This is a genomic window from Streptococcus caecimuris, assembly GCF_943193075.1.
GTDB classification, from domain to species: Bacteria; Bacillota; Bacilli; order Lactobacillales; family Streptococcaceae; genus Streptococcus; species Streptococcus caecimuris.
This window is the reverse complement of record NZ_CALPCT010000005.1, coordinates 27394-52793: the sequence shown is the minus strand read 5'-3', so window position 1 is coordinate 52793 and position 25400 is coordinate 27394. Positions and strand designations below refer to the sequence as shown.

Annotated in this window: 23 protein-coding genes and 1 riboswitch; of the genes, 21 read left to right on the top strand and 2 right to left on the bottom strand. The window is 42.7% G+C overall.

From position 1 onward, the window contains the following. The first annotated feature begins 14 nt into the window (after positions 1–14). The 3 genes from NFR56_RS03165 (at position 15) to NFR56_RS03155 (ending at position 2406) form a co-directional block, all read left to right on the top strand. Complete coding sequence (locus NFR56_RS03165) at positions 15–986, top strand: YihY/virulence factor BrkB family protein (RefSeq protein WP_129824174.1); 972 nt, start codon at positions 15–17, stop codon at positions 984–986. 251 nt (positions 987–1237) lie between these two features. Then, entirely contained in the window at positions 1238–1702 is a 465-nt protein-coding gene (locus NFR56_RS03160; protein WP_049513898.1) for a MarR family winged helix-turn-helix transcriptional regulator, read from the top strand. After that, the gene (locus tag NFR56_RS03155) at positions 1699–2406 is read left to right on the top strand and encodes a B3/B4 domain-containing protein (RefSeq protein ID WP_049513900.1); all 708 of its coding nucleotides are present in this window, start codon (positions 1699–1701) and stop codon (positions 2404–2406) included. The genes NFR56_RS03160 and NFR56_RS03155 overlap by 4 nt, the downstream gene beginning before the upstream one ends. 25 nt (positions 2407–2431) lie before the next feature. Here NFR56_RS03155 and NFR56_RS03150 read toward each other — a convergent pair whose 3' ends face one another. Continuing rightward, positions 2432–2875, bottom strand: a complete 444-nt coding sequence (locus NFR56_RS03150; protein WP_049513904.1) for a GtrA family protein — start codon at positions 2873–2875, stop codon at positions 2432–2434. A gap of 28 nt (positions 2876–2903) precedes the next feature. After that, positions 2904–3010: riboswitch (PreQ1 riboswitch) on the top strand. Here NFR56_RS03150 and NFR56_RS03145 point away from each other — a divergent pair. The 4 genes from NFR56_RS03145 to pulA all read left to right on the top strand — a co-directional run bounded on the left by NFR56_RS03145 (position 3008) and on the right by pulA (position 8908). Further along, positions 3008–3517 carry a QueT transporter family protein gene (locus tag NFR56_RS03145; RefSeq protein WP_003006740.1) on the top strand — a complete coding sequence of 170 codons (510 nt, stop codon included), beginning with the start codon at positions 3008–3010 and terminating at the stop codon, positions 3515–3517. It overlaps the preceding riboswitch by 3 nt. 85 nt (positions 3518–3602) lie before the next feature. Continuing rightward, a complete protein-coding gene (gene ligA / locus NFR56_RS03140; RefSeq protein WP_070595216.1) occupies positions 3603–5561 on the top strand; it encodes an NAD-dependent DNA ligase LigA in 1959 nt (652 codons plus the stop codon). Positions 5562–5570: 9 nt separating this feature from the next. Then, positions 5571–6533: a diacylglycerol kinase family lipid kinase gene (locus NFR56_RS03135; RefSeq protein ID WP_003006748.1), complete on the top strand. Its 963-nt coding sequence runs from the start codon at positions 5571–5573 to the stop codon at positions 6531–6533. Positions 6534–6610: 77 nt separating this feature from the next. After that, positions 6611–8908 (top strand): type I pullulanase, encoded by a 2298-nt coding sequence (gene pulA, locus NFR56_RS03130; protein WP_155167790.1) that lies wholly within the window; start codon positions 6611–6613, stop codon positions 8906–8908. A gap of 54 nt (positions 8909–8962) precedes the next feature. Here the strand turns inward: pulA and NFR56_RS03125 are convergent, their stop codons facing one another. Beyond that, positions 8963–11122 (bottom strand): LTA synthase family protein, encoded by a 2160-nt coding sequence (locus NFR56_RS03125; RefSeq protein WP_049497311.1) that lies wholly within the window; start codon positions 11120–11122, stop codon positions 8963–8965. 230 nt (positions 11123–11352) lie between these two features. Between NFR56_RS03125 and NFR56_RS03120 the strand changes: the two genes are divergently transcribed. From NFR56_RS03120 to NFR56_RS03055, 14 genes are all read left to right on the top strand, one after another. Continuing rightward, positions 11353–12516: a class I SAM-dependent rRNA methyltransferase gene (locus NFR56_RS03120; protein WP_155167788.1), complete on the top strand. Its 1164-nt coding sequence runs from the start codon at positions 11353–11355 to the stop codon at positions 12514–12516. Next, entirely contained in the window at positions 12513–13190 is a 678-nt protein-coding gene (gene aroD, locus NFR56_RS03115; protein WP_049474751.1) for a type I 3-dehydroquinate dehydratase, read from the top strand. Before NFR56_RS03120 ends, aroD begins: the two co-directional genes overlap by 4 nt. Next, positions 13180–14052 carry a shikimate dehydrogenase gene (gene aroE / locus NFR56_RS03110; RefSeq protein WP_070845470.1) on the top strand — a complete coding sequence of 291 codons (873 nt, stop codon included), beginning with the start codon at positions 13180–13182 and terminating at the stop codon, positions 14050–14052. The genes aroD and aroE overlap by 11 nt, the downstream gene beginning before the upstream one ends. A gap of 162 nt (positions 14053–14214) precedes the next feature. Beyond that, positions 14215–15288 carry a 3-dehydroquinate synthase gene (aroB, locus tag NFR56_RS03105; RefSeq protein ID WP_251457648.1) on the top strand — a complete coding sequence of 358 codons (1074 nt, stop codon included), beginning with the start codon at positions 14215–14217 and terminating at the stop codon, positions 15286–15288. Between the two features lie 7 nt (positions 15289–15295). Then, positions 15296–16462: a chorismate synthase gene (gene aroC, locus NFR56_RS03100; RefSeq protein WP_251457646.1), complete on the top strand. Its 1167-nt coding sequence runs from the start codon at positions 15296–15298 to the stop codon at positions 16460–16462. A 16-nt stretch (positions 16463–16478) separates the two neighbouring features. Beyond that, on the top strand, positions 16479–17585 hold the full coding sequence (locus NFR56_RS03095; protein WP_251457644.1) for a prephenate dehydrogenase: 1107 nt from the start codon (positions 16479–16481) through the stop codon (positions 17583–17585). 99 nt (positions 17586–17684) lie between these two features. Continuing rightward, entirely contained in the window at positions 17685–18023 is a 339-nt protein-coding gene (locus NFR56_RS03090) for a YlbF/YmcA family competence regulator (RefSeq protein ID WP_003014453.1), read from the top strand. A 170-nt stretch (positions 18024–18193) separates the two neighbouring features. Next, positions 18194–19477 (top strand): 3-phosphoshikimate 1-carboxyvinyltransferase, encoded by a 1284-nt coding sequence (gene aroA, locus NFR56_RS03085; protein ID WP_070589218.1) that lies wholly within the window; start codon positions 18194–18196, stop codon positions 19475–19477. Next, complete coding sequence (locus NFR56_RS03080) at positions 19470–19955, top strand: shikimate kinase (RefSeq protein ID WP_070589216.1); 486 nt, start codon at positions 19470–19472, stop codon at positions 19953–19955. The genes aroA and NFR56_RS03080 overlap by 8 nt, the downstream gene beginning before the upstream one ends. Then, complete coding sequence (gene pheA, locus NFR56_RS03075; protein ID WP_251457641.1) at positions 19946–20800, top strand: prephenate dehydratase; 855 nt, start codon at positions 19946–19948, stop codon at positions 20798–20800. Before NFR56_RS03080 ends, pheA begins: the two co-directional genes overlap by 10 nt. Further along, positions 20797–22110, top strand: coding sequence for an LCP family protein (locus tag NFR56_RS03070; protein WP_251457638.1), 1314 nt, complete (start codon positions 20797–20799; stop codon positions 22108–22110). Before pheA ends, NFR56_RS03070 begins: the two co-directional genes overlap by 4 nt. 62 nt (positions 22111–22172) lie before the next feature. Then, entirely contained in the window at positions 22173–23528 is a 1356-nt protein-coding gene (gene rlmD / locus NFR56_RS03065; RefSeq protein ID WP_251457623.1) for a 23S rRNA (uracil(1939)-C(5))-methyltransferase RlmD, read from the top strand. 139 nt (positions 23529–23667) lie between these two features. Further along, a complete protein-coding gene (locus NFR56_RS03060) occupies positions 23668–24297 on the top strand; it encodes a TetR/AcrR family transcriptional regulator (protein ID WP_251457621.1) in 630 nt (209 codons plus the stop codon). Positions 24298–24575: 278 nt separating this feature from the next. After that, positions 24576–25316, top strand: a complete 741-nt coding sequence (locus tag NFR56_RS03055; protein ID WP_251457618.1) for an ABC-2 transporter permease family protein — start codon at positions 24576–24578, stop codon at positions 25314–25316. The last annotated feature ends 84 nt before the right edge of the window (positions 25317–25400 follow it).

The following is a 25400-nucleotide window of genomic DNA, read 5'->3' as shown; positions in this document are numbered from 1 at the left end:
TGGGGAGGTGACGAATGAAAAAGGTCCTACAAAAAATACTGGGACAGCCATTTATAAAAGGCTTCGTGCGATTTTATCAGAGTGCAGAGTCTGATATCACTAGCATTGCGGTTGCCTATTATTTGCTGATCTCCATTTTCCCTTTGATGCTGATTGCAGCCAATATTCTGCCTTACTTTCATATTCGTCCCACTCAGATTCTTTTAAGCTTACAGAAAGTTTTGCCAGCCTCCTTATATCGAATAGTGGCACAGATGATTTCGAGTGTCTTGACCAAACCTTCGACAGGCTTACTGAGTTTCTCGATTATTTCTGCTTTGTGGATCTTCTCTCAGAGCATTGCCTACCTCCAAAAAGCCTATAACAAGAGTTATGGGGTGGAAAAGGAGCGTGGTATTATCTGGGGGCGACTCTTTAGCTTTCTGATCAGTTTTGCCTTGCAGGGCTTGTTTGGACTCTCGCTGATCCTTTCCATGTTTGGGAAAATGATCGTTCGTTATCTCTATAAGACCTTTTCATTTGATCGGACGATTTATGTGCGCTTACTGAATTTGACAGAGCCGACCATCTACCTTTTGCTATTTGTCAGTCTGGTCTTGCTCTATTACACCCTTCCAAATGTCAAAATTCCAAAATTTAGATATGTATTGCCAGGGGCGACCTTCGTTGTTGCTGTCCTGTATGCGATCTTGAATATCTTTTGGAAATATGTGGATCGTTATGTGAGTCATTTCTTAGATGCTCGTTTCTTCGGTTCTGTCGTCCTAGCGGTCATTATGTTCTGGTTCATCTTGGTAGCTAAAATCATGATTATTGGTTGTATTTTAAACGCCAGTATCCAGTTTGCTAGAGAAGCCAAGTTCCAAACGCGCAATGGAGAAATTGTCTCCAAATTAAAAACGGAAGAAGTAGCTTTTCGGCATAAAGAAGCTTCACAAACATTAAAGCGACGGTTACGCTTGAGAAAAAAAGATAAAATAGAATAAGGGAGAGTGGGACAGAAATCGGTAATTCGTTAGAATTCGATTTCGTCGTCCCACCTCTGCACAGTTGAGTAGGGCTGTAAAAGCTGATGAAATCAGCGTAGTAGAGCCCACTCAACCACTGCGTCTTGCTCGATAATTCAAAAATAATTGAGAGGCTAGGACTTTTGTCCCAGCCTCTTTTTTTTTATCCATTTTGTTGCATTTGCAATAAAAATGTGTTATGCTATTGTCAATAGGAAAGGAGGAGTGAGATGAGTATTTTGCGTGAGATTGGCATCATTGCGCGAGCACTGGATTCTATAGCAAATATTGAATTTCGAGATTTGGATCTGGCGCGTGGTCAATACCTCTACCTGGTGCGAATTGCGGAGCAACCTGGAATGATTCAGGAAGAACTCTCTGAGCTCTTAAAAGTAGATCGCTCAACTGTTGCCCGATCCGTAAAAAGACTAGAAGAACGAGGAATGATTCAACAGCGCCCAAAGGGTGAAAACCTTAAAACAAAGGAATGGGAATTAACTGAAAAAGGTAAGCAGATTTACCCCTTCATTTTAGGGGAGCATCTTTACTCTGAGACAACTGCCTTAAAAGGATTTTCCAAAGAAGAAGTCGCACAGTTAGAAGAGTATCTGATCCGAGTTCGTGAGAATATCACCTTGGATTGGGAACTAGTCAAAAAAGGTCAAAAAAGAAATTATAGTGAGGTAAAGCAATGAAAGTGACAGTCGATCAAGCATTTTGGGATTTATTTCCAACAGCTAGAATTACAGTAATGTCCTTGTATGGTATTGATAATACAGTAGATGAAGCCAAGGATCCTTATTTCAAAGAATTGTTGGACAAGGGTGCCAAGCGAGCATGGGAATTTATCGATGAAGAAAACTATACCCAGAGTGAGTTCGTTCAAGAGTGGCGCCAAGCTTTTAGCAAGTTTAAAACAAAAAAAGGAGCCCGATCTTCAATCGAAGCACTCTTAAAACGGGTTCACCAGGGACGTGAATTCTATCCGATTAATCCTTTGGTGGATCTTTACAATAGCGTTTCTATGGCTTATGCCCTTCCTTGTGGGGGAGAAGATATGGATAAATTGGTGGGTGGACTCTCTCTAGGCCAAGCGAAAGGGGGCGAACCTTTCTTTCCATTAGGAGCTGACGAAGATGCGCCAGCTTTGGAAGGGGAGATCATCTACTACGACCAAGAAGGCGCCGTTTGCCGTTGTTTGAATTGGCGTGAGGCTCAAAGAACCATGCTAACTGAAGATACCAAGGACGCTATTTTGGTCATTGAAGCCATCAACGAGGAGGAGGCCAAACGGGCACAAACAGCCATGCAGGAATTGAAAGATCTAGCTAAGGATTATTTTGGGGTTGAAGGCACCATCTATCAATTAAGTGCAGAGCATGCAAGTATAGAAGTTTAAAAGAATAAGGCTTGAAACAATCGTTTCAAGCCTTGTTTTTATTTTTAAAGACAAAGAGTTTACTAAAGACGTAATTGAGGACCACAATGGCCACTTGTGCAAAGAGGGTTTCGATCAGATTGATCTGGCTCTTGTTATTGTGGACGAATTGACCGATAATTCCTGGGAACTGCTTGACAAAAATCTCGGTCAAGGCCATGTCCAGTACAAAGGTCCCAGAGCGCGCAATTGCAAATCGGATCAAGCGCTGAAACCAGCCCTTTCTTTCTTGTTTAAAGACAATGGTATCATTGGTTGCAAAGGCAAAGAGGATCCCAGCAATGTTTCCAATCGCGGTCGCTAATCGTTCATCACGAGACACTTGATAGATGAAGAGGCGGGTTCCGACGGAAACAATGGTTGTGGCAACCCCAAAAAAGAGATAGGATAAAATCTCATTATCAAAAAATTTTTTAATTAGTGTTTTCATAAATTCAGTCTACCATAAAAGCTCAAAATATGCTATACTTGAAAGGTTGAAGAAATCAAACCTTCAACCCTTGGTGCTTAAGATCCTTTCGCCAAGCATATTACACGCGGGAAAACCGCTAAAGGAGAATAAATGAAACAGTTAACTGCTCGTGATATGGCACAAATTGCCATTGTTGCTGCGATTTATATCGTATTGACCATTACTCCACCTCTCAACGCTATGGCCTACTATGGCTATCAATTCCGTGTTTCGGAAATGATGAATTTCTTAGCTTTTTACAATAAGAAGTACTTGATTGCGGTGACGCTTGGTTGTATGATTGCTAACTTATTTAGTTTTGGATGGATCGATGTCTTTGTCGGTGGAGGTTCAACCTTTGTCTTCTTAGGACTTGGACTCATTCTATTTGGTCGATTCAAAAACAAGTTCTTGTTTGACGGTCTTATTCGCTTGGACCATTTCTTGTTTGCGATTTTCTTTTCCATCTCCATGTTTACGATTGCCTTGGAACTATACTACCTTCAAGGCCAACCATTCTTCTATAACTGGTTGACTATGGGATTGGGTGAATTCGCATCCTTGATTTTTGGAGCGATTGTGATCAATCAACTTTCTAAACGGATCGATTTTACAAAATAAGAAAAGGGAGTTTTGGCTCCTTTTTTTAATGCTAAGAATGCAGTAAATTCAAGGCTAAATTAAGATTTTATGATAAAATAAGAACATGAAAACCAGAATGAAAGAATTAGTGGAATTACTCAATCGATATGCTTACGAGTATTACACAAAAGACGCTCCATCTGTTTCAGATAGTGAATATGATCAATTATATCGGGAGTTGGTGGAACTAGAAACCGCTCATCCTGATGAGATCTTACCAGAGAGTCCAACTCACCGTGTAGGTGGGGTGGTTTTAAAAGGCTTTACCAAATACCAGCACCAGTATCCCCTTTATAGTTTGCAGGATGCTTTTTCGCGTGAAGAATTAGAAGCCTTTGATCAGCGTGTTCGTAAGGAATTTCCTTCGGTTAGCTATGTATGTGAGCTGAAGATCGATGGCTTGTCCATTTCCCTCACCTATGAAAATGGAGTCCTCGTAACGGGGGCGACACGTGGGGATGGTTCTGTCGGTGAGGATATTACAGAGAACCTCAAGCGGGTCAAGGATATTCCTTTGGTGTTACCAGAGCCAGTGAACATCACGGTTCGAGGCGAGTGCTATATGCCACGGGCTTCCTTTGATCGGGTCAATCAGATCCGTCAAGAAAACGGCGAGCCGGAGTTTGCTAATCCACGAAATGCTGCTGCAGGAACGCTTCGCCAATTGGATACGAAAATCGTGGCCAAGCGAAATCTCGCGACCTTCTTGTATCAAGAAGTGAGCCCGACGGATCAAAGCAGTCAGGAAGGCGTGCTTGAGAAATTAGCCCGCTTAGGCTTTGTCGTGAACCAAGAGCGAGTGCTGGCTGAGGATATGGAGCAAATTTGGGACTTTATCCAAAAAGTAGCTCAACTTCGAGAGGATCTTCCCTACGATATCGATGGGATCGTCATCAAGGTCAATGACCTAGCTGTTCAAGAAGAACTAGGCTTTACCGTAAAAGCTCCTAAATGGGCTGTCGCCTATAAGTTTCCAGCTGAAGAAAAAGAAGCGAAAATCTTATCAGTGGATTGGACGGTTGGACGGACCGGAGTTGTGACGCCAACTGCCAATCTAACTCCAGTCCAGCTAGCAGGAACTACTGTTAGTCGGGCAACCTTGCACAATGTGGACTATATTGCCGAAAAAGATATTCATCAGGATGATACCGTTATTGTCTACAAGGCGGGTGATATCATTCCTGCGGTCTTGCGTGTTGTTAAAGATAAGCGAGTCTCTGATCAAGCATTAGCCATTCCAACTCATTGTCCGAGTTGCCAGAGTGAGTTGCTTCATTTTGAGGATGAGGTGGCCCTTCGCTGTATCAATCCACTCTGTCCAGCTCAGATTAAGGAAGGATTGAACCACTTTGCAAGTCGGGATGCTATGAATATCACAGGCTTGGGTCCAGCTGTTGTAGAGAAACTCTTTGCAGCTCAGTTAGTAGAGGATGTGGCAGGGATCTATCGCCTAAGCGTAGAGGATCTATTGACCTTAGAAGGCTTTAAAGAAAAATCTGCTGAAAAACTCCATGAAGCCATTCAAGCTTCAAAAGAGAATTCAGCTGAGAAGTTACTCTTTGGTTTGGGGATCCGCCATGTCGGTAGCAAGGTTAGTCAAATCTTGCTCCAAGAATTCCATGACCTCGATCAATTGGCAACAGCTGATCCAGAACGGATTGCCAGCATTGATAGTCTCGGTATGGTCGTAGCTGAAAGCCTTAAGCGTTATTTCGCACAAGAAGGATCCAAGCGTCTCTTGCAAGAGCTCAAAGAAGCTGGTGTCAATATGGCTTATCTTGGTGAAAAAGTCGCTGCTGATGCGGCCCTATCAGGAATGACAGTCGTTTTGACTGGGAAGCTAGAGCGACTCACGCGTTCAGAAGCCAAGGCAAAATTAGAAAGTTTAGGCGCTAAGGTGACTGGATCGGTTTCCAAAAAAACAGATTTGGTCGTTGCAGGTAGTGACGCTGGCAGCAAGTTAACCAAAGCACAAGAATTAGGAATCCAGGTAGAAGATGAGGCCTGGCTTGAAAGTTTATAGAGGATCTTTATGGTAGAACGAATCAAAAAAGCCCGTTTAATTTATAATCCGACCTCTGGGCAAGAAATTATCAAGAAAAATATTGCGGAAGTCTTGGACGTACTCGAAGATGTGGGCTATGAAACTAGCGCTTATCAAACGACTCCAGAACCATTTTCTGCCCAAAATGAAGCAGAAAGAGCCGCTAAGGCAGGCTTTGATTTAATCATTGCCGCTGGTGGAGATGGTACGATTAACGAAGTGGTCAATGGGGTTGCAGGTCTGGAAAATCGTCCGCAGATGGCCTTTATCCCGACCGGTACCACCAATGACTATGCGCGTGCCTTGAAGATACCGATGGGAGATCCTGTGGCGGCTGCTCGCATTATCGAAAAGAATCAAACCATTCAAATGGACATTGGTCGTGCCTATGGCAGCAAGTATTTCATCAATATTGCCGCAGCAGGAACCATGACAGAATTGACCTTCAGTGTTCCAAGTAGTGTTAAATCTCGCTTGGGTTACTTTGCCTATGTGGCAGAGGCTGCTAAAATGTTGCCACGAAACAAGGCTCGCAAGGTGCGGATTGAGCACGACAATGGTGTCTTTGAAGGGCCAGCGTCTATGATTTTTGTGGCCTTGACCAACTCCATTGCTGGTTTTGAAAGTGTCGCGCCAGATGCTAAGCTTGATGATGGGAACTTTACCTTGATTATCGTAAAAACTGCTAAGCTCTTTAACATGTTGTCCTTGATGATTCAGGCCATCAATGGGGGCAAGCATGTGCACGATGAAAATGTAGAATATCTCAAGACCAAGAAGTTGACGATTGAAATGTTAGGGAAAAATGCTCAACCGTTCCGCATCAATCTAGATGGGGAATACGGGGGAGATACGCCGGTTGAATTGGAAGTCTTCCATAATCACTTGGAATTCTTTGCAAATATTGATGAAATCAACAACGATGCTTTGGTTCACCCATCTGAAGAATAAAAACAATAGTTGGAGTCATGTACGTGTTTTACAAGCGGATGGTTCCTTCGGTATTAAATTGGAAATAGGAAAATGTTATGCGACAATACCATGTAAAACTTCATTTTCATAAGCAAAAAGGAAATTATTTTGCCTATGATATGTGGCAGTGGCAGGATCAAGTAGAAGGAAAATCAGTCTCTTTCTCCAAGTTGGATTATTTTGGAGTAGAGGGAAATCTGGTATACGAGAGTGAGGATGCCTTGAACCGAGGCCATGTCCTGGTTAAAGAAGGGGATTGGCTCACCAAGACCCGTGATTTTGAAATCGAACTCTTACCAGAAGGGCATGTTCGAGAAGTGTGGATTCTCGATGGAGACGATACAGTCTATTATTCTTTGCAAGCTGCTTTGACGAGTCATGCATACAGCCATCGTCAGCCTCATGCCTACGATATGGCAATGCGTCCTAGAGAGTTTGATGCTAAATGGGCGTATCAAGGATGGCTCGGTCATCGGGAGGAAGAAGGGGAGCATTGCTTTAAACTATGGGCTCCTACTGCTAAGAAAGTTGAATTGTTGCTCTATCAATCTACAGACTTGGATGCGCCTATCTGGAAGAGTATGCCGATGACACGTGGCAAACAAGAGTCTAGCTACCACCCAGAAAATACCCATGGTGTTTGGATTTTAGATTTTTTAGGAAATTTAAGTGGCATGGCCTATCAATATCGTATGCATTTTGAACACCATACTCAAGTGACGCGTGATCCTTATAGCATTGCAACGACAGCGGATGGGATGCGCTCAGCCATTCTTTCAAGAGTAGATCGTCAGTTTGATTGGGGCACTAAAAAAGGCGCCGATGCGACTCCCTGGCGCCTGGACAATCCTTGTCAAGCAGTGATCTATGAGATGCACCTTCGGGATTTGACCAAGTCACCGACATCAGGTGTGGACGAGTCTTTGCGTGGGACCTATCTGGGGGCTTGCCAAGAAGGAACTGTCAATAGCCATGGCGATGTGACTGCCTTTGATTATATCCGTCAGTTAGGGGTCAATGTCGTGCAATTACAGCCGATATCTGATCGCTATAAACAGTACGATGAAGAAGGTCGTGTGACCTACAATTGGGGTTACGACGTTCAGAATCATTCTGCACCAGAAACCAGTTTTTCAACAGATCCATCCAATCCCAAACAAACCATGAAAGAGCTTAAAACTATGATCCGGGCTTATCATGAAGCTGGGATTTCTGTAGTCATAGATGTGGTCTACAATCATACCTACTCAACGGAGCATGGTCCTTTCCAAAATACAGTTCCGGATTATTATTACCGGATGGAGCCAGATGGGCGCTTCCAAAATGGGACAGGTGTCGGTAATGAGACGGCAAGTGAGCATGAAATGTATCGCAAGTACATGATTGATTCCCTTACGCACTGGGTAAAAGAGTACCAGATCGATGGTTTCCGCTTTGATTTGATGGGCATTCATGATGTGACGACAATGAATGCTATTCGGGAGGCGATGGATGCTCTGGATCCACGCATTCTTCTTTACGGAGAAGGTTGGGACATGGGAACCGGTCTCGCACCAGAGGACAAGGCTAAGAAAGACAATGCGGCGCAATTGCCACGTATTGGATTCTTTAACGACACGGAGCGCGATGCTATTAAAGGAGCTGAGGTTTATGGTTCCATCAAACGTGGCTTTGTCAGCCGAAAATCAACAGAGAATATCGTTGCGCGTGCTGTCCTAGGTAGTGCGGAGCTGGGTCATTATTTAAGTCCGAATCAGGTTTTGAATTATGTGGAGGCTCATGACAATTATAATCTCTATGACTTGCTTCAGACCCTCCATCCAAATGAAGAAGTAGCAGGCTTGGTCAAGCGCTCAGAGTTGGCTACGGCCATGAACCTGCTCTTCCAGGGTATGACCTTTATGCAATTGGGGCAAGAGTTTATGCGGACTAAATTGGTAGCGACAGGTCCTGATGGAGAGATCACACCTTTGGATCGTGAGCGGGCCATGAATTCCTACAATGCTCCAGATTATGTGAATCAGGTTAATTGGGATCTGGTCAGTCAAAACAAGGAATCAATTGCCTATATCCGAAGCTTGATCGCCTTGAAGACAAGTCTTCCTGTCTTAGGACTTGAAAGCTATGATAAAATCTACCAACAAGTCTTTATTCAATCTGCAACTGATACCAGTGGCCTTGTCATCTATGAATTAACAGGAGACAAGAAGTACTTGGTCATCTTCAACGCCAGCGGACTTCCATATTACCTCCAAAATTCAAATAAATTGAAATTGATGGTTGGGAATAGTCGTCATAAACGACCATTCTACGTGGAGAATTTAACAGCTTCTGTTTTTGAAGTCCTAGACTAAGTTTTTTTAAAAGAAATCATAAAATCCCTGAGTTTTTAAACTCAGGGATTCTTTTTATTTAGAAGAACTGCTACTGGTCTCTGTTGAGGAAGAACTATCGTCTTCTGGGTGCAATTCTTTATAAGTTGGTGCCTTGAAGAGATCAACGGTAGACTGGTTGCCACGTTGGTTATAAAGGCTGGTTGATTTGTCACCTTTTTCCTTTTCAATCTTCTTCAATGCCTTGAAGGAATTGGTGTAGGAATAATCTTCTGGATTGACTTTTCCAAGATCATTGCCCTTGAAGAAGCGAAGGAGATCACCAGTCTGGATGCTATCGCTAATCTTCAATTGCAGGTTAGCAGCTTCCCTAATCTTATCCAGTTCTTCCTTGGTTTTTTCGTCTGGGTTGGTGATTTCCTCACCTGTTTTAGTGTAATAGGTCCGGCCACTATAGCTCGTATACTCTGGAGTTACAAAGTAGTTAGCGGAGCGGAAGGCGACGATTTGATCATGTTCTGGAGAGAGCATATCTTGACCAACTTGGAGGAATTTATTGGATTCAATACCTAGCAAATGTTCCAAGGTTGGGAGCATATCAATTTCGCCACCGTAGGTATCAATGATGCCACCCTTATCCATACCTGGAATAACTACCATATAAGGTACGCGTTGCAACATGGCATTGTCATAACTTGACCACGTTTCAGAGTTCTTACCAAGTAGAGGAGCAAGAGCTGGGTTGCGGGAGTTTGAAATTCCGTAGTGGTCCCCATAGAGAACGATGATGGAATTTTTGTAAAGACCAGATTCTTTCAGGTAATCAAAGAAGGCTTTGATCGAAGAATCTAGATAGTTAGCGGTCGCAAAATAGCCATTGATGGTTTCGTCCTGAGTCTTAGCTAGAGGGAAGCCGAGATCATCTCCTGACAAGCTGGTCGTATAAGGATAGTGGTTGGAAACCGTAATGAACTTCGTATAGAAAGGTTGTTGCAATCTTTCTAGGTATTTGATGGAATCCTTGAGCATGTATTTGTCATTAAGACCATACTGGAAGGAATTGCTGCTGTTTTGTTTGGTGAAGTAGCTGGCATCAAAGAAGTAATTGTAGCCCCATTGTTTATAGGCGGTATTTCGATTCCAGAAACTTCCAGCATTCCCGTGGAAAACAGCGCTTGAGTTGTAACCATTTTTTGAAAGAATAAATGGTGCAGCCTGTTGGGTATTGGTTCCACCATAGTTCACCATAAAGGAACCTTGGTTGAGTCCAAAGAGCCCCGTTTCAATCATGGTTTCAGCATCGGACGTTTTCCCTGCCTTGACTTGGTTAAAGACGTTTGAAAAGGCAAAGGTTTCCTTCGAATGGTAAAGTGAGTTTAAGAAAGGTGTCACTTCATATTCTTTATCGTCTACTTTCAACTTGTAATCGATCAAGAATTGTTGGAAACTTTCCAAGTGAATGTAGATGACATTACGGCCTTTGGCCATTCCAAAGTACTCAGGATTAGGCTTGGCATAATGCTGTTGGATATATTCTTCCACCGGCTTTAGATCTGCTTCGGAAGCTTTGGAACGTTCTTTGTTGGCAGCATAGGTCTGATTAGCGCTATACCCCAGAAAGGCTGGTAAGCCTAGGGCACGAACGACATAGTAGTTTGAGAACCCACGAGTCAAGAGCTCAGGTCGGTCAATTTCTGCAAGGAAAAGGTTGGCCGAAAAGAGCATAGCCGATAAAGAGGTAACCGCAAAACTAGCTCGTTTATTGAAGGGACGATTGTCCATTCGAATCCATTTCTTAAAGAAGAAGAAAGCTAGAATAGGGAAATCTAGAATGTAGATCACATCCCAAGGGCGGAACAATTCTAAAGCAGCAGCTCCGAGACCGGCAGAAACCTTGCTGGAAGCCAACATGGTATTGACCGTTACGAAGTCTGTAAACTCTCGATAATAGATGGAGTTGGAAATCAACCAAATAAATAAGAGAAGGTAGATCCCAAAAGCCAAACTATAAAAGAGCTTGGTTCGTTTGATATAAAGTGCAAGACCAATGAAGAGCAGACTAATCGGCAATGGGTTGATCACTGCTAGAAAAATCTGATACGGTCCCTGAATGTCTAAATTAAAATCAACTGAATAGGCCCACATGGTTTTGAACCAGTAGAGCAACAGAAGGGTCAAGACAAATCCTAGTCTGGTACTCATGAAATTGAGTATCGAATTCGTAATTTTTTTCACAAAATGTTACTTCCTTGTCTTATTTCCTAAAAATTTTCATATACAAGTATACCACAATTTTATGGAGAAAGAAAAAAATGACTGTAAAGGAGAGGAAAGAAATAGGAAAGATCCGGCATTTTATATCATTTGAAGCTAAATGATGAAAGCTAGGATAAAACGGTAAAAAAAGTTCCAGTAAATAAAGCCTCTCTTTGTGAAAACTGCAGACTTTTGCTATAATAGAGGATATGAAAAAACTCACAGTCAGTCGCCAAGTAGCTCGAAAATTAAAACAAGGACAATCCCTTCTTGAAAAGCAAGATTTTGAGTCACTTCCTGCTTTGGATCAAGAGGTTCAATTGCTTTCAGGAGATGGACAATCCCTCGGAGTCGGATACTTATCTGAACAAAATAAAGGGATTGGATGGTTTGTTTCACAAGAGTTGGTCGCTTTTGATCAAGACTTTTTTAAAAAGCTTTTCATCAAAGCCAAGCAATACCGTCGTTCTTATTATGCGGATGAAACGACGACGGCCTTTCGTCTCTTTAACCAAGATGGAGATGGTTTTGGTGGCTTTACGGTTGACTTATATGGTGAGTTTGTTGTTTTTTCTTGGTACAATCCCTTCGTATTTCAGATTAAGGAAACCATTCTAGCAGCCTTTCAAGAAGCTTTTTCAGAAGTCCGAGGTGGCTATGAAAAGATTCGCTTTAAAGGTTTGGACTATGAATCGGCTCATGTCTATGGAGAAGAAGCTCCGCAAGAATTTTTGATTCTTGAAAATGGGGTCTCTTACCAAGTCTTTCTCAATGATGGCTTGATGACGGGGATCTTTTTGGACCAGCATGAAGTCCGAGGTAGCTTGGTAGAGGGATTAGCGGCTGGTAAGTCTTTGCTCAATATGTTCTCCTATACGGCAGCCTTCTCTGTGGCTGCGGCAATGGGCGGAGCAGTAGAGACGACTTCGGTCGATCTGGCTAAGAGAAGTAGAGAATTATCAGAAGCGCATTTTGTGGCAAATGGCTTGGCGCTGGATGCTCATCGTTTTGTCGTGATGGATGTCTTTGACTATTACAAATATGCCAAACGCCATGACCTAAGCTATGATGTGATCGTGCTTGATCCGCCTAGCTTTGCGCGGAATAAAAAACGGACATTTTCAGTCGCTAAAGATTACCATCGATTGGTCAGCGAGGCACTCGAGATTTTAAATCCAGGTGGGATCTTGATTCTCAGTACCAATGCGGCAAATGTGACCAAAGAAAAATTTAAAAAACAAATCGAAAAGGGATTTCAAGGCCGTAAGCATCGCTATCTAGCGGAATACGGACTTCCGGGAGATTTTCGATGGAACAAGAAAGAAGAAAGTAGTAATTACTTAAAAGTATTTACGATTAGGGTGGATGTATGAAATTAGTTGTTTCGATTATGCCTCGCTCCTTAGAAGAGGCGCAACAACTAGATAGTTCGCGTTACGAGGATGCAGATGTTATTGAGTGGCGTGCGGATTTTTTAGAAAAAAGCGAGATCTTAACCGTCGCTCCTGCAGTTTTTGAGAAATTTGCTGGACGCGAGATTTTATTCACCTTGCGGACTCGAGCTGAAGGTGGAGGGATGGAGCTGACTAATGAAGAATATGTTGGGATCCTGAAAGATATTCAATCCATCTATCATCCGGATTATATCGATTTCGAGTATTATAGTCACCGTGAAGTCTTTGAAGAGATGTTGGAATTTTCAAATCTTGTTCTCAGCTACCATAACTTCCAAGAAACTCCGGAAAATATGATGGAGATCTTATCGGAATTGACCAGTTTTTCTCCAAAATTAGTCAAAGTATCTGTCATGGCCCACAATGAACAAGATGTTCTTGACTTGATGAATTATACGCGTGGTTTCAAGACACTGAACCCTGAGCAAGAATATGTAACGATTTCCATGGGCAAGGTCGGGAAGATTTCGCGCTTGACAGCTGATTTGACAGGCTCTTCTTGGTCTTATGCTAGAGTCGGAGATGAAAGTGCTCCAGGTCAAATTCCTCTTGAAAATATGAGAAGAATTCGGGAGTTATTAAATGAAGATTGACGGATATACTCGGATGGCAGCGGTCATTGCCCATCCCATTCGTCATAGTATTTCTCCTTTCATCCATAATCTAGCCTATGAATTAACAGCGACCAATGCTGCTTATCTAGCTTGGGATATTGCTGAAGAAGACTTAGAAAGCACCATCAGCCAAATTCGTAAGTTAGATATGATTGGGGCCAATATCTCCATGCCCTATAAGCAGAAGGTCTTTCCTTATCTAGATGAAGTGGATGAGATGGCCCGAAAGATCGGTTCTGTCAATACCATTGTTCACCGTGATGGCAAGCTTAAAGGCTATAATACGGATGGAATTGGTTTCTTTCGTAGTTTACCTCCTGCTTTCTCTATTAAGGGAAAAACAATGGTTCTCTTAGGTGCAGGTGGTGCAGCTTTAGCGATTATTGCACAGGCGATTCATCTAGGTGTGAAACGTATCCTTGTCTTTGTGAGAGAGGAAAGATTGGTTCATTATCGTTCAATAGTTCAGTTGGTTGAAGAAGGCTTTGATTTCTTGATAGAATTGTATGCGATTGAGAAAGATGAAGATGTTCAAAACTCTTTTCATCAAGCTGATCTCATCTTAAATGCCACTGGTGTTGGAATGGATGGTCAGTCTCTTCCAATAGCGAGTCACTTGACCTTTCCCCCACATGCCTTAATCGTAGAGATGGCCTACTATCCGGCAGTGACCCCCTTTCTGCAATTAGCAGTGAATCAAGGAAACCAGAGGGTAAATGGGCTGGGAATGCTCTTTTATCAAGCTGAAGCAGCCTTTGAATTAATGACTGGGAAAGTATTTCCTACAGAGTCTGTATGGGAAGCATTGACAACAGAATATCGCCAATTTGTATGTGACTAAGAGAGGGTTTTACCTTTTCCTATTGAAAAAGCTTTAAGAGATTAGAACAAGAACTGATTTTAAAAAAAACAGTCTTGCTCTAGTCTCTTTTTCATTTTGATTGAGACATGTGCCTTATTTCATGATAAGATAGAATCAAAGAAAAACGTGAAGGAGATTCCTATGAACGTATCGGTACCTATTCCAGGACATTCCTATGATATTGTGATTGAAAGAGGTGGTCTCAACCAGGTTGGAGACTGGTTGCGCACTCTTTGGGGTGATAAAAAAGTCGCGATTATTTCCGATAACCGCGTGGCTAAGCTATATGCCTCTATCGTAGAGAAGAGCCTTGAGAAAGCTGGTTTTCAAGTGGTGCGCTTTGAGTTTCTTCAAGGGGAAGCCAGTAAGAATCTAACCACTGTTTCAAAAGTCTATGACTTTCTAGCTACCCAGAGCATGACGCGCAGTGATGGAATCGTTGCTCTTGGGGGTGGCGTAGTTGGTGATTTGGCTGGTTTTGCTGCCTCGACCTATATGCGGGGAATTTCCTTTGTTCAGATCCCGACTAGCTTGACTGCACAGGTGGATTCTTCTATCGGAGGAAAGACGGGAGTCAACACAACACTTGCTAAAAACATGGTAGGGACCTTTGCTCAACCAGATGGTGTGTTTATTGATCCTGAAGTGTTAAGCACTTTAGGGCAACGTGAATTGATCGAGGGGATGGGCGAAGTCATCAAGTACGGCCTCATCCAAGATACGGAACTTTGGGAAGAATTGGAAGCCATGGATGGTTCTGTCCAGAGTATTTTAGAGCATGCAGAGAGCATCATTTCTCATTCTTGCCTGGTGAAGCGAGACCATGTTGTGGCAGATGAGTTGGACAATGGCATTCGACTGTATCTCAATTTTGGGCATACCATTGGGCATGCCATTGAAGCGACAGCTGGTTATGGGCAGGTTATGCATGGAGAAGCTGTCAGTATGGGTATGGTACAGCTCTCCCGAGTTGCAGAAGAAAAGGGCTTGATGCCAAAAGGAATCAGCCAACAAATCGAAGAAATGTGCCGGAAATTTGGCCTTCCGGTGACCTATGAGAACTGGGATAAAGAAGCCCTTTATCAAGCCTTGACCCATGACAAAAAGGCGCGTGGGACGAACTTGAAATTAGTAATTGTTCCAGAGTTAGGCCGAGCTGCGATTCATCAAATCCCTCTTCAAGAAATGAAGGACTTTTTGGAAAGAAAGGAATAAGGTCGGTATGAGATATTTAACAGCAGGAGAGTCCCATGGACCTCGATTAACAGCCATTATCGAGGGGGTTCCGGCCGGCCTTCCTTTATCAGAAGAGGATATTAATAAAGAGCTCAAACGCCGACAAGGTGGCTATGGTCGCGGTGCTCGGATGAAAATCGAGAGTGACCGTGTCGAGATCACATCAGGGGTCCGTCATGGCTTGACCATGGGAGGTCCGATTACTCTGAATGTGACCAATCTGGATCACCAAAAATGGCTGGAGATCATGAATGTAGCACCGGTCGAAGAGAAAAAGAAAAATCTGCGTAAGATCACCAAGCCACGTCCTGGTCATGCCGATCTAGTCGGAGGGATGAAATACCGTTTTGACGATCTTCGTAATTCCTTAGAGCGTTCTTCTGCACGTGAGACGACCATGCGTGTAGCCGTTGGTGCAGTTGCTAAACGGATTTTAGAAGAAATTGGCGTTGAAGTGGCCAGTCACATTGTTAATTTTGGGGGAATCGAGATTGCAATTCCCGAGAATCTAACCGTTTCAGAAATCAAGGAAAAGGCAGCGAAGTCGGAAGTTTCGATCGTTGTGCCAGAACAAGAAGAAGCTGTTAAGGCCTACATTGACCAAGTGAAAAAAGATGGCGATACCATCGGGGGAATTGTGGAAACCTTGGTTGGTGGTGTGCCTGTTGGACTAGGATCCTATGTGCAATGGGACAAGAAATTGGATGCCAAAATCGCTCAAGGGGTGGTCTCTATCAATGCCTTTAAGGGTGTTGAGTTTGGCCTTGGTTTTGACGCAGGTCGCCTAAAAGGTAGTCAAGTCATGGATGAAATCATCTGGTCTCAGGACACTGGCTATACCCGTCGCACCAATAATCTTGGTGGTTTTGAAGGGGGCATGACCAATGGTGAGCCCATTCTGGTTCGTGGCGTCATGAAACCTATTCCGACCCTCTACAAACCCTTGATGAGTGTGGATATTGAAACCCATGAGCCTTATAAGGCAACAGTTGAGCGCAGCGACCCAACAGCTCTGCCAGCTGCAGGTGTGGTAATGGAAGCAGTGGTCGCAACAGTCCTTGCTACAGAAGTGCTTGAAAAATTCTCATCCGATAACTTGGAAGAATTGAAAGAAGCCGTTGCTAAGCACCGGGACTTTACGAAGAATTTTTAAGAGAAAGAGTTTTCCTTTGGAGAAGAAAGTTGTATATATTGCAGGCTTGGGCTTGATTGGTGCATCCCTCGCGCTAGGCATTAAGAGGGCCCATCCACATGTGACCGTTCTTGGTTACAATCGTAGTGAAGCCTCTCGAACCATCGCCCTTGAAAGGGGAATGGTGGATCAAGTGACGGATGATTTCGAAGCCTTTGCCCCTTTAGCGGATATTATTATTTTGGCGCTTCCGATTAAGCAAACCAAGTCTTACTTAGAAACCTTAGCTGGCCTGAATTTGAAAGACCAGGTACTGGTGACAGATGCAGGCTCTACCAAGGCAGAAATTGTCGCACAAGCTGAAAAATTGTTTACAGACAAGGATGTACGCTTTGTGGGAGGACACCCCATGGCTGGTAGTCATAAGACAGGTGCTGCAGCAGCAGATGCCACCTTATTTGAGAACGCTTATTATATTTTTACCACTTCCAGCTTGACGACAGGGGGTGCCATGGAAGAGTTGAAAGAGCTTCTGAGTGGATTGGGATCTCGATTTATTGAAATCGATGCCGAGGAACACGATCGGGTGACTTCCCAGATCAGCCATTTTCCTCATATTTTAGCCTCGACACTGGTCGAGCAGGCCGTAGCTTATGGGGAAGAGCATGAAATGACCCGTCGTTTTGCGGCTGGTGGCTTTCGGGATATGACACGGATTGCGGAAAGTGAGCCAGGCATGTGGACTTCTATTCTCTTATCCAACCCTCAAGCGATATTAGAGCGGATTGCAGATTTCAAAGAGCGTTTGGATCAAGTGGCTGAGACCATTCAAGCAGATAATGAAGAGGCTATTTGGACCTTTTTCCATGAAGGGCGGAAACACCGAAAAGAAATGCAGATCCATCAGCGTGCGGGACGTGATAGTGCCTATGATCTCTTTATCGATGTCCCCGATCAGGAAGGTGTGATCCTCGAAATCTTACAACTCTTACAAGGGATTTCCTTGGTTAATATTCACATCAATGAAGAAAATCGGGAGGATATCCACGGGATTTTGCAGCTGACCTTTAAAAATGCAGAGGATCAGGAGCGGGCTCAAACATTGATTAGCCAGGCGACGTCTTATACCGTCCTTGCTCGCTAGGTCTAAAGAAGGATTTGCGTCAAAAGGCCGCTTCATTTTAGGAATATTGAAGGAAAAGCAGTATAATAGAAGTATCTTATCAGTAAAGGAGCCTAGAAAATGGCAAATATTTATGATGTCGCAAATGAACTTTCTCGGACCCTTCGAGACCTTCCTGAATACAAGGCTGTTGTAGAAAGCAAGCAAGCAATCGAGGCAAATCCAGAAGCGAAAACCTTGTTTGACGAATACGTCGCTTTTCAAAATCAACTGCAAGGCTTGATGCAATCCGGTCAACTTCCAACAGAAGCTGTGCAACAAGAAATGAAGGACTATATGGAAAAAATCCAAGCGAGTCCGATTGTGAATGAATTTTTCACTAAACAACAGCAATTGTCTATTTATCTTGCAGATCTTGAAAAGATCATCTTTGAGCCAATTCAAGATTTATACAAATAGAAAGACTACCAGAGTTGTAATTTCGACTCTGGTATTTTCGTTCGCCACTAGATCAAAAGAAGCTCAAAAAAAGCTTGGAAACATTCGTTATTTGTTCCAAATTTTTGACAAAAAATTGAATTCATACCTTAATTATGATAGAATATGAGGAAAAGCATCTGGAGAAGGCAATGAAATTAAAAACCAATAGCAAGGGTCTAAAGGGCACCATTCGTGTCCCTGGTGACAAATCGATTAGTCATCGCTCCATTATTTTTGGAAGTCTTGCACAGGGCGAAACCAAGGTCTATGATATCTTGCGAGGCGAAGATGTGCTTTCAACCATCCAGGTGTTTCGAGATTTAGGAGTCTCTATCCAGGATGATGGGGATGTGATTCGGATTCAAGGAGTAGGCTTTCAAGGTCTTCAAGCCCCGACATCTCCCCTTGATATGGGCAATTCAGGAACTTCTATTCGTTTGATCTCAGGTGTACTAGCAGGTCAGGATTTTGCAGTGACCATGGTCGGAGACGATAGTCTTTCCAAACGGCCCATGGATCGTGTGGCGATCCCACTGCGTCAGATGGGGGTAGAGATTGCTGGTCAGGGAGATCGCGATTGCCCACCTTTACATGAAAAAGGGACCCGTCAGCTCCAACCGATTCATTACCGTTTGCCAGTGGCATCGGCTCAAGTCAAGTCTGCTCTCATTTTTGCTGCTCTACAGGCTGAAGGTGAATCGACGATTATCGAGAAGGAAAAGACGCGTGACCATACGGAGGATATGATTCGCCAATTCGGTGGAGAGATCCAGGTGGACGGAAAAACCATCCGCATCCAAGGTGGACAAGTGTTCCAAGGTCAAGAAGTCATCGTTCCTGGAGATATTTCCAGTGCAGCCTTTTGGCTAGTGGCTGGCCTCATTCTGCCAGATAGTGTGATCAAGATTGAAAATGTTGGCATCAACCAAACGAGGACAGGGATTCTCGATGTGATTCAAGAAATGGGGGGAGATCTCACCATTGACGATCGCGATGAAAAAGCGGTCTCTGCGAGTCTCACTGTCAGGACTTCTTCCTTAAAAGGGATTCGGATTGATGGGGAGTTGATTCCACGCTTGATTGATGAATTGCCGATTATTGCTTTACTAGCGACACAAGCAAATGGCCAGACCGTGATTGCGGATGCTGAGGAGCTTCGTGTGAAAGAAACGGACCGCATCCAGGTCGTGGCAGATAGCCTCAATGCTATGGGAGCCAATGTCTTGCCAACGGAAGACGGCATGATCATCACTGGACCGACTCCCCTACATGGAGCAGACTTAGAGACCTTTGGAGATCACCGGATTGGGATGATGGCTGCCATTGCTGCCTTATTGGTGAGTGAAGAAAATGTGATGCTGGATCGGGCAGAGGCCATCAACACCAGTTACCCTAGTTTTTTTGAAGATTTGGAGACCTTACTGCATGGCTAAAATTTTACTTGGTTTTATGGGAACAGGTAAAACGACTGTTGGTCGCATTCTTGATCCAAAGTTCCATGATATGGATGAATTAATTATTGAAGAGATCGGTATGTCAATCAATGACTATTTCGAAGTGGAAGGAGAAGCTGCCTTTCGTCGTCGCGAGGCTGAAATGCTGGAGCGTTTATTGGAAAATGAGGCAGCCATTATTTCCCCTGGAGGTGGGATTGTGGTCAATCCTCATAACCGTGCACTCTTGGAAAAAAATCCTCACAACATTTATCTGCGGGTAGATTTTGAAACCTTGTACAGACGGATTCAAAATGACAAAGCCATGCAACGTCCCCTCTTTTTAAACAACACAAAAGAAGAATTTAAGAAGATTTTTGATGGTCGTTTGCCTTTGTATGAGGATATTGCTACCCATATTGTGGATGTTGAGGACAAAACACCTGAAGAAATTGCGGAGATCATTCGATGCTTGTAGGCTATCTTGGTCCCAAGGGATCCTTTACCCATGATGTGGCCACTCATAGCTTTCTAACTTCTGAACGCATCGCCTATCGGACGATCACAGATGTCATCAAGGCTTATGAGAATCAAGAGATCGATTTTGCAGTCGTCCCAGTTGAAAACTCGATTGAAGGCAGTGTCCATGAGACCATTGATTACCTCTTTCACCAAGGGACCATCCAGGCCGTTGCAGAAGTGGTCTATCCCATCAAGCAACAGCTCTTGGTGGCAAAGAAAGATCGGCCTATTCGAACGGTCTATTCGCATCCACAGGCCTTGGCCCAAGGGAAGGCTTTTCTAAGGGCCTATTATCCGGATGTGGCCATGGAAATGACGGCTTCAACAGCCTATGCGGCCCGCTATGTAGCAGAGCATCCAGACTTGGAAATTGCAGCGATTGCCCCTCTGGCAGCAGCCAGTGAGTATGGCTTGGAAGTACAGGCCAAAGATATTCAAGAAATCGAGGACAATTATACACGTTTTTGGATTTTAGGAGCCAAAGAGCCAGCGATCTCAGAAACATTGAATCCCTCCCTTCAAAAAGTTAGCTTGGCCTTGACCTTGCCAAGTAACTTAGCAGGAGCCCTCTATAAGGGCTTGTCTACTTTTGCTTGGCGGGGGATCAATTTAACCAAGATTGAAAGTCGCCCCTTAAAAACAGCTTTAGGAGAATACTTTTTCATTATTGACCTCCTGAATGAAGCGCCTGATCTTCTGCAGTTTGCCTATCAAGAATTAGACAGTTTGGGCATTCAGACAAAAGTCTTGGGTCAGTATCAGGTCTATACCTTAAAAGATAACGGAATGGAGAAAAGATGAGTAACGAATCCAACTTTCTATCTCACCATGAGCGAAAGCGATTAGAGTACTTATACTCAAATTTTCATTATTTGAATGAACGAGAACAATTAGAATACAATTACCTGCTCAAGAAGAGCCAAGGAGCTTATGAAGAAACAGAAGCCCTTCAACCGGAGGTAGACGCTACAGAAGAAGTGCAAGGTGAGATTGCTGAACCGATTGAGGATCTCCCTGTTTACCAATCACGTAGCAAAAAGTCTAAGAAGAAAGCAGTTGCTGCGACGAGCGATCTACCTAAGAAACCACGGAAAAAGATCCGCGTCAAGCGGATCCTCAAGTGGATTGCTCTCTTTTTCTTGCTCATTATCGGTGGCATGGTCTTCATGTTTGTAAAAGGCCTGAGCAGTAAACCAGCTGGGAAAGATGCCAAACCTGCTGTCGTCGAGAAATTTAACGGCAAGAAGTCGCGAGATGGGGTCAATATCCTGATTTTAGGAACAGATGGTCGGATCGGTGAGAAATCAGATGAGACTCGGACAGACTCCATCATGGTGGTCAATGTCAATAACAAAGAAGGCAAGATCAAGATGGTCAGCTTCATGCGGGATACACTGGTCCATATCGATGGTGTCAGCCAGCAAAATATTCCTGAATATGATGGCTACTATGACCAGAAGCTCAATACTGCCTTCACCATTGGGGAGCAAAATAACAACCAAGGGGCTGAATTGGTGCGTCAGATGCTCAAAGATAACTTTGACATTGACATCCAATATTACGCCATGGTCGATTTCAAGACCTTTGCGACAGCAATCGATACCCTCTTCCCAAATGGGGTCGAGATGAATGCGCAATTTTCAACGGTTGATGGCGAAAAAGTCAGTGAAGTAGAAGTACCAGATGATTTGAACATGAAAGACGGTGTCGTTCCGCAGCAAACCATCAAGGTTGGAAAACAACGGATGGATGGCCGGACCCTTCTCAATTACTCGCGTTTCCGCAAGGATGATGAAGGAGACTTTGGTCGGACCCGTCGCCAGCAAGAGGTCATGTCCGCTATCATGCATCAGATCAAGGATCCAACTAAACTCTTTACGGGATCTGAAGCCCTTGGGAAAGTCTTTGCTATGACGTCTACCAATGTTCCCTTCTCCTTCCTATTGACCAATGGACTTGGACTAGTCGGAAGTGCTGGAAAAGGAATTGAACGAGTGACCATCCCAGAAAATGGGGATTGGGTCGATGCCTACGATATGTACGGTGGCCAAGGATTGCTCGTTGATTTCGATGCTTATAAAAAGAAATTGTACCAAATGGGACTGAGATGATATAATAAGGGGATGGGAGTTTTGGACTCCACCCCTTTTAATTTGTAGAAAGATAGAAAACGATGTTAAAGAAAAATGAAATTGTAACGGTTGAGATTGTCGATTTGACACACGAAGGAGCAGGAGTGGCTAAGGTCGATGGCCTGGTCTTTTTTGTGGAGAATGCCCTGCCAGGAGAAGTCATCCGCATGCGCGTGCTCAAGGTCAACAAGAAGATCGGCTACGGAAAAGTAGAGGAGTACTTGGAAAAATCTCCTCACCGCAATGAGGAACTGGACCTAGCCTATTTGCGAAGCGGTATTGCGGACTTGGGACACCTAGCTTATCCGGAGCAGCTGAAATTCAAGGCCAAACAGGTTAAGGATAGTCTCTACAAGATGGCAGGAATCTCTGATATCGAAGTGCCCCTGACCTTGGGGATGGACCATCCCGTTCAGTATCGCAACAAGGCCCAGGTGCCTGTTCGTCGTGTCAATGGTCAGGTGGAGACAGGTTTCTTTCGCAAGAACTCTCATGATTTGATGCCGATTGAAGACTTCTATATCCAAGATCCCGTCATTGACCAAGTGGTCTTGGCTCTTCGAGATTTGATTCGTCGGTTTGACCTCAAGCCTTATGATGAAAAGGAACAATCTGGCTTGATTCGCAATCTTGTGGTCCGCCGAGGTCACCATTCAGGAGAAATCATGGTCATTTTGGTCACTACTCGTCCTAAAATGTTCCGTGTGGACCAGTTGATCGAGCAGTTGATCAAGCAATTCCCAGAGATTGTGTCAGTTATGCAGAATATCAATGACCAGAATACCAATGCCATTTTTGGAAAAGAATGGCGTACGCTTTATGGTCAAGATTACATTACCGATCAAATGTTGGGCAATAGCTTCCAAATCTCAGGCCCAGCCTTTTACCAGGTCAATACCGAAATGGCAGAGAAGCTCTATCAGACAGCTATTGACTTTGCGGACTTGAGAGCAGAGGATATCGTGATTGACGCCTACTCCGGAATTGGGACCATTGGCTTGTCAGTTGCCAAGCATGTCAAGGAAGTTTATGGAGTTGAGGTCATCCCAGAAGCAGTGGAGAATAGCCAGAAGAATGCTAGCTTAAACGGCATCACCAATGCCCACTATGTCTGTGACACAGCAGAAAATGCTATGAAGAATTGGCTCAAGAAAGGCATCCAACCAACTGCTATCCTAGTCGACCCACCACGCAAGGGCTTAACCGAAAGCTTTATCAAAGCAAGTACCCAAACAGGCGCTGACCGCATCGCCTATATCTCATGCAATGTGGCAACCATGGCGCGTGATATCAAACTCTACCAAGAATTAGGCTATGAATTGAAGAAAGTTCAGCCGGTGGACCTGTTTCCTCAAACACATCATGTAGAGTGTGTATCTCTGCTCGTAAAAGACTAGAACCCCTTGAACAAAAGGGATTATGAAAAGCCTTGGTTTCAAGGCTTTTTGTTTATACTCAAATAAAAAACTTGACATTATTAGTTTCGTCCACTACAATAGAAGTTACATACCGTTGGTATGATAGAAAGGGACTGGAATGGCAAGAAATAGAAACTCTCATGAAACTAGAAAAAAAATACTAGAGGTCTCTAAAAACTTATTTTTAGAAAAAGGTTTTGATAATACGTCAATACAAGATATCATAGATGGTTTAGGTGGATTAACGAAAGGTGTTATTTATCATCATTTTGAGTCTAAATATGATATTTTGCAAACGATCATTAGCGAAAATAATCAAGAAATTTTTAATTATAATTGGAGAGGAAATACTGGATTAGAAAAAATACAAAATTCTTTGATGGATTCTTTCTCTAACTTTGAACACCAAAAGCTCGTTTACTCTGCTTCGATTATGCTAAGAAGTCCACGCTTATTGGGAGAGCAGTATCTAGGTCTATTTTCTGATTTTTTACCCGAAATTAGAGAAAAAGTTTACGAAGGTGTTGAAGATGGGTCTATTAAAACAGAATATCCAGAAGAGTTAGCAGATTTAATTGTTTTAACTCTAAATATTTGGATTGGTTTTCAAATTTCCGTTTTTTCATTAGTAGAATTAAAGCGCAAAATGAATTTCATTAAACTTACTTTTGAAGGTCTAGGGGTACAGTTAATTTCTGATGAAATGATGGAGGTGATTTTCAACTTATTTGATCACTTAAAAAAATAGTAAATAAGTAGTCGCATGACATTCTTGTTAATACTAATTTCTATCTATGTATTATCAATTGAACGATCTATTTTACATTTTTGATACTAAAAAAATAACATACTTTATGTGTGTTATTAAAATCCTATTTTACATACCGTAGGTATGTTTGTTATTTAACATATACATACCGACAGTATGTATGGTGGAATTGTCTGTAAAATAAGCTTATTTTTAAATATTTGTTGAGATTAGTTTGAATAGTTTATTCTTTATTTACACTTTGGAGGGAAGAATCTATGTTGTCGCTTATTAAAATTGAATTAAATAAAGTTTCTAAATCTAAATTATTTTTAGCCTGGTTGTGTACTATATTTATAGTGTTAGGTATTACAGCAATCATTATTATGGGGTTAGGTACTGACAATAAACTTGGAGAATTCACTGGACAGGATTCTAATCTTATTAGAATTACTGGTAAATGGGAAGGTTGGGCAATTGTAGCATCTTTGTTTTCATCTTTATTTACAAAAGCAGCATTTTTGATTTTTGAATCTTATTTATTATCTTCGATTATTATTGATGAATTTAAACGAAGAACAATTTTTCAGTTATTTTCTTACCCTATTTCTAAAATTAAGTTATTATGGGGAAAAATTATTTCAGTCATTCTGATATCATTTATTGCCCATTTTTCTGCACATTTAGTGATTCAATTATTCATTAGATTCATGGCTGTTGTCACTGAATCTAGTTATATCCCTGTTGCTAATCAATTAATTAACTTAGCTGTAATTACGTTTGGAACAGTACTAATAGGGTTATTACCATTTGTTTTAGGTATGATTAAGCATTCATCAGCTATAACAATGCTTACAGGACTTGGTTTCGCAGCATTACTTTCGAATGTAAGTTCAGGAAGTTTATCTAATAATATTGTTGATAACTTATTCTTTTTGATATTTGCAAGTTCCATAAGTTTAATGATTACTTCATTTTCAATTTATATTATTTCAAAACGAAATATTAGTATCAAATAGTATTGCTGAGTTTAATCGAAGAAAAGTGGTAATTCCTTTATGATTTCAATAAAGAAAGAGACTGTATAAGTTTGTATTTATGCT

Coding starts and splice junctions, on each gene's coding strand:
- NFR56_RS03070 (WP_251457638.1), top strand. CDS start 20,797: ATGAGTAACGAATCCAACTTTCTATCTCACCATGAGCGAAAGCGATTA.
- aroE (WP_070845470.1), top strand. CDS start 13,180: ATGAAGATTGACGGATATACTCGGATGGCAGCGGTCATTGCCCATCCC.
- NFR56_RS03135 (WP_003006748.1), top strand. CDS start 5,571: ATGGTAGAACGAATCAAAAAAGCCCGTTTAATTTATAATCCGACCTCT.
- aroD (WP_049474751.1), top strand. CDS start 12,513: ATGAAATTAGTTGTTTCGATTATGCCTCGCTCCTTAGAAGAGGCGCAA.
- pheA (WP_251457641.1), top strand. CDS start 19,946: ATGCTTGTAGGCTATCTTGGTCCCAAGGGATCCTTTACCCATGATGTG.
- NFR56_RS03080 (WP_070589216.1), top strand. CDS start 19,470: ATGGCTAAAATTTTACTTGGTTTTATGGGAACAGGTAAAACGACTGTT.
- aroB (WP_251457648.1), top strand. CDS start 14,215: ATGAACGTATCGGTACCTATTCCAGGACATTCCTATGATATTGTGATT.
- NFR56_RS03145 (WP_003006740.1), top strand. CDS start 3,008: ATGAAACAGTTAACTGCTCGTGATATGGCACAAATTGCCATTGTTGCT.
- ligA (WP_070595216.1), top strand. CDS start 3,603: ATGAAAACCAGAATGAAAGAATTAGTGGAATTACTCAATCGATATGCT.
- NFR56_RS03155 (WP_049513900.1), top strand. CDS start 1,699: ATGAAAGTGACAGTCGATCAAGCATTTTGGGATTTATTTCCAACAGCT.
- pulA (WP_155167790.1), top strand. CDS start 6,611: ATGCGACAATACCATGTAAAACTTCATTTTCATAAGCAAAAAGGAAAT.
- aroA (WP_070589218.1), top strand. CDS start 18,194: ATGAAATTAAAAACCAATAGCAAGGGTCTAAAGGGCACCATTCGTGTC.
- NFR56_RS03150 (WP_049513904.1), bottom strand. CDS start 2,875: ATGAAAACACTAATTAAAAAATTTTTTGATAATGAGATTTTATCCTAT.
- NFR56_RS03160 (WP_049513898.1), top strand. CDS start 1,238: ATGAGTATTTTGCGTGAGATTGGCATCATTGCGCGAGCACTGGATTCT.
- NFR56_RS03060 (WP_251457621.1), top strand. CDS start 23,668: ATGGCAAGAAATAGAAACTCTCATGAAACTAGAAAAAAAATACTAGAG.
- aroC (WP_251457646.1), top strand. CDS start 15,296: ATGAGATATTTAACAGCAGGAGAGTCCCATGGACCTCGATTAACAGCC.
- NFR56_RS03165 (WP_129824174.1), top strand. CDS start 15: ATGAAAAAGGTCCTACAAAAAATACTGGGACAGCCATTTATAAAAGGC.
- NFR56_RS03055 (WP_251457618.1), top strand. CDS start 24,576: ATGTTGTCGCTTATTAAAATTGAATTAAATAAAGTTTCTAAATCTAAA.
- NFR56_RS03090 (WP_003014453.1), top strand. CDS start 17,685: ATGGCAAATATTTATGATGTCGCAAATGAACTTTCTCGGACCCTTCGA.
- NFR56_RS03120 (WP_155167788.1), top strand. CDS start 11,353: ATGAAAAAACTCACAGTCAGTCGCCAAGTAGCTCGAAAATTAAAACAA.
- rlmD (WP_251457623.1), top strand. CDS start 22,173: ATGTTAAAGAAAAATGAAATTGTAACGGTTGAGATTGTCGATTTGACA.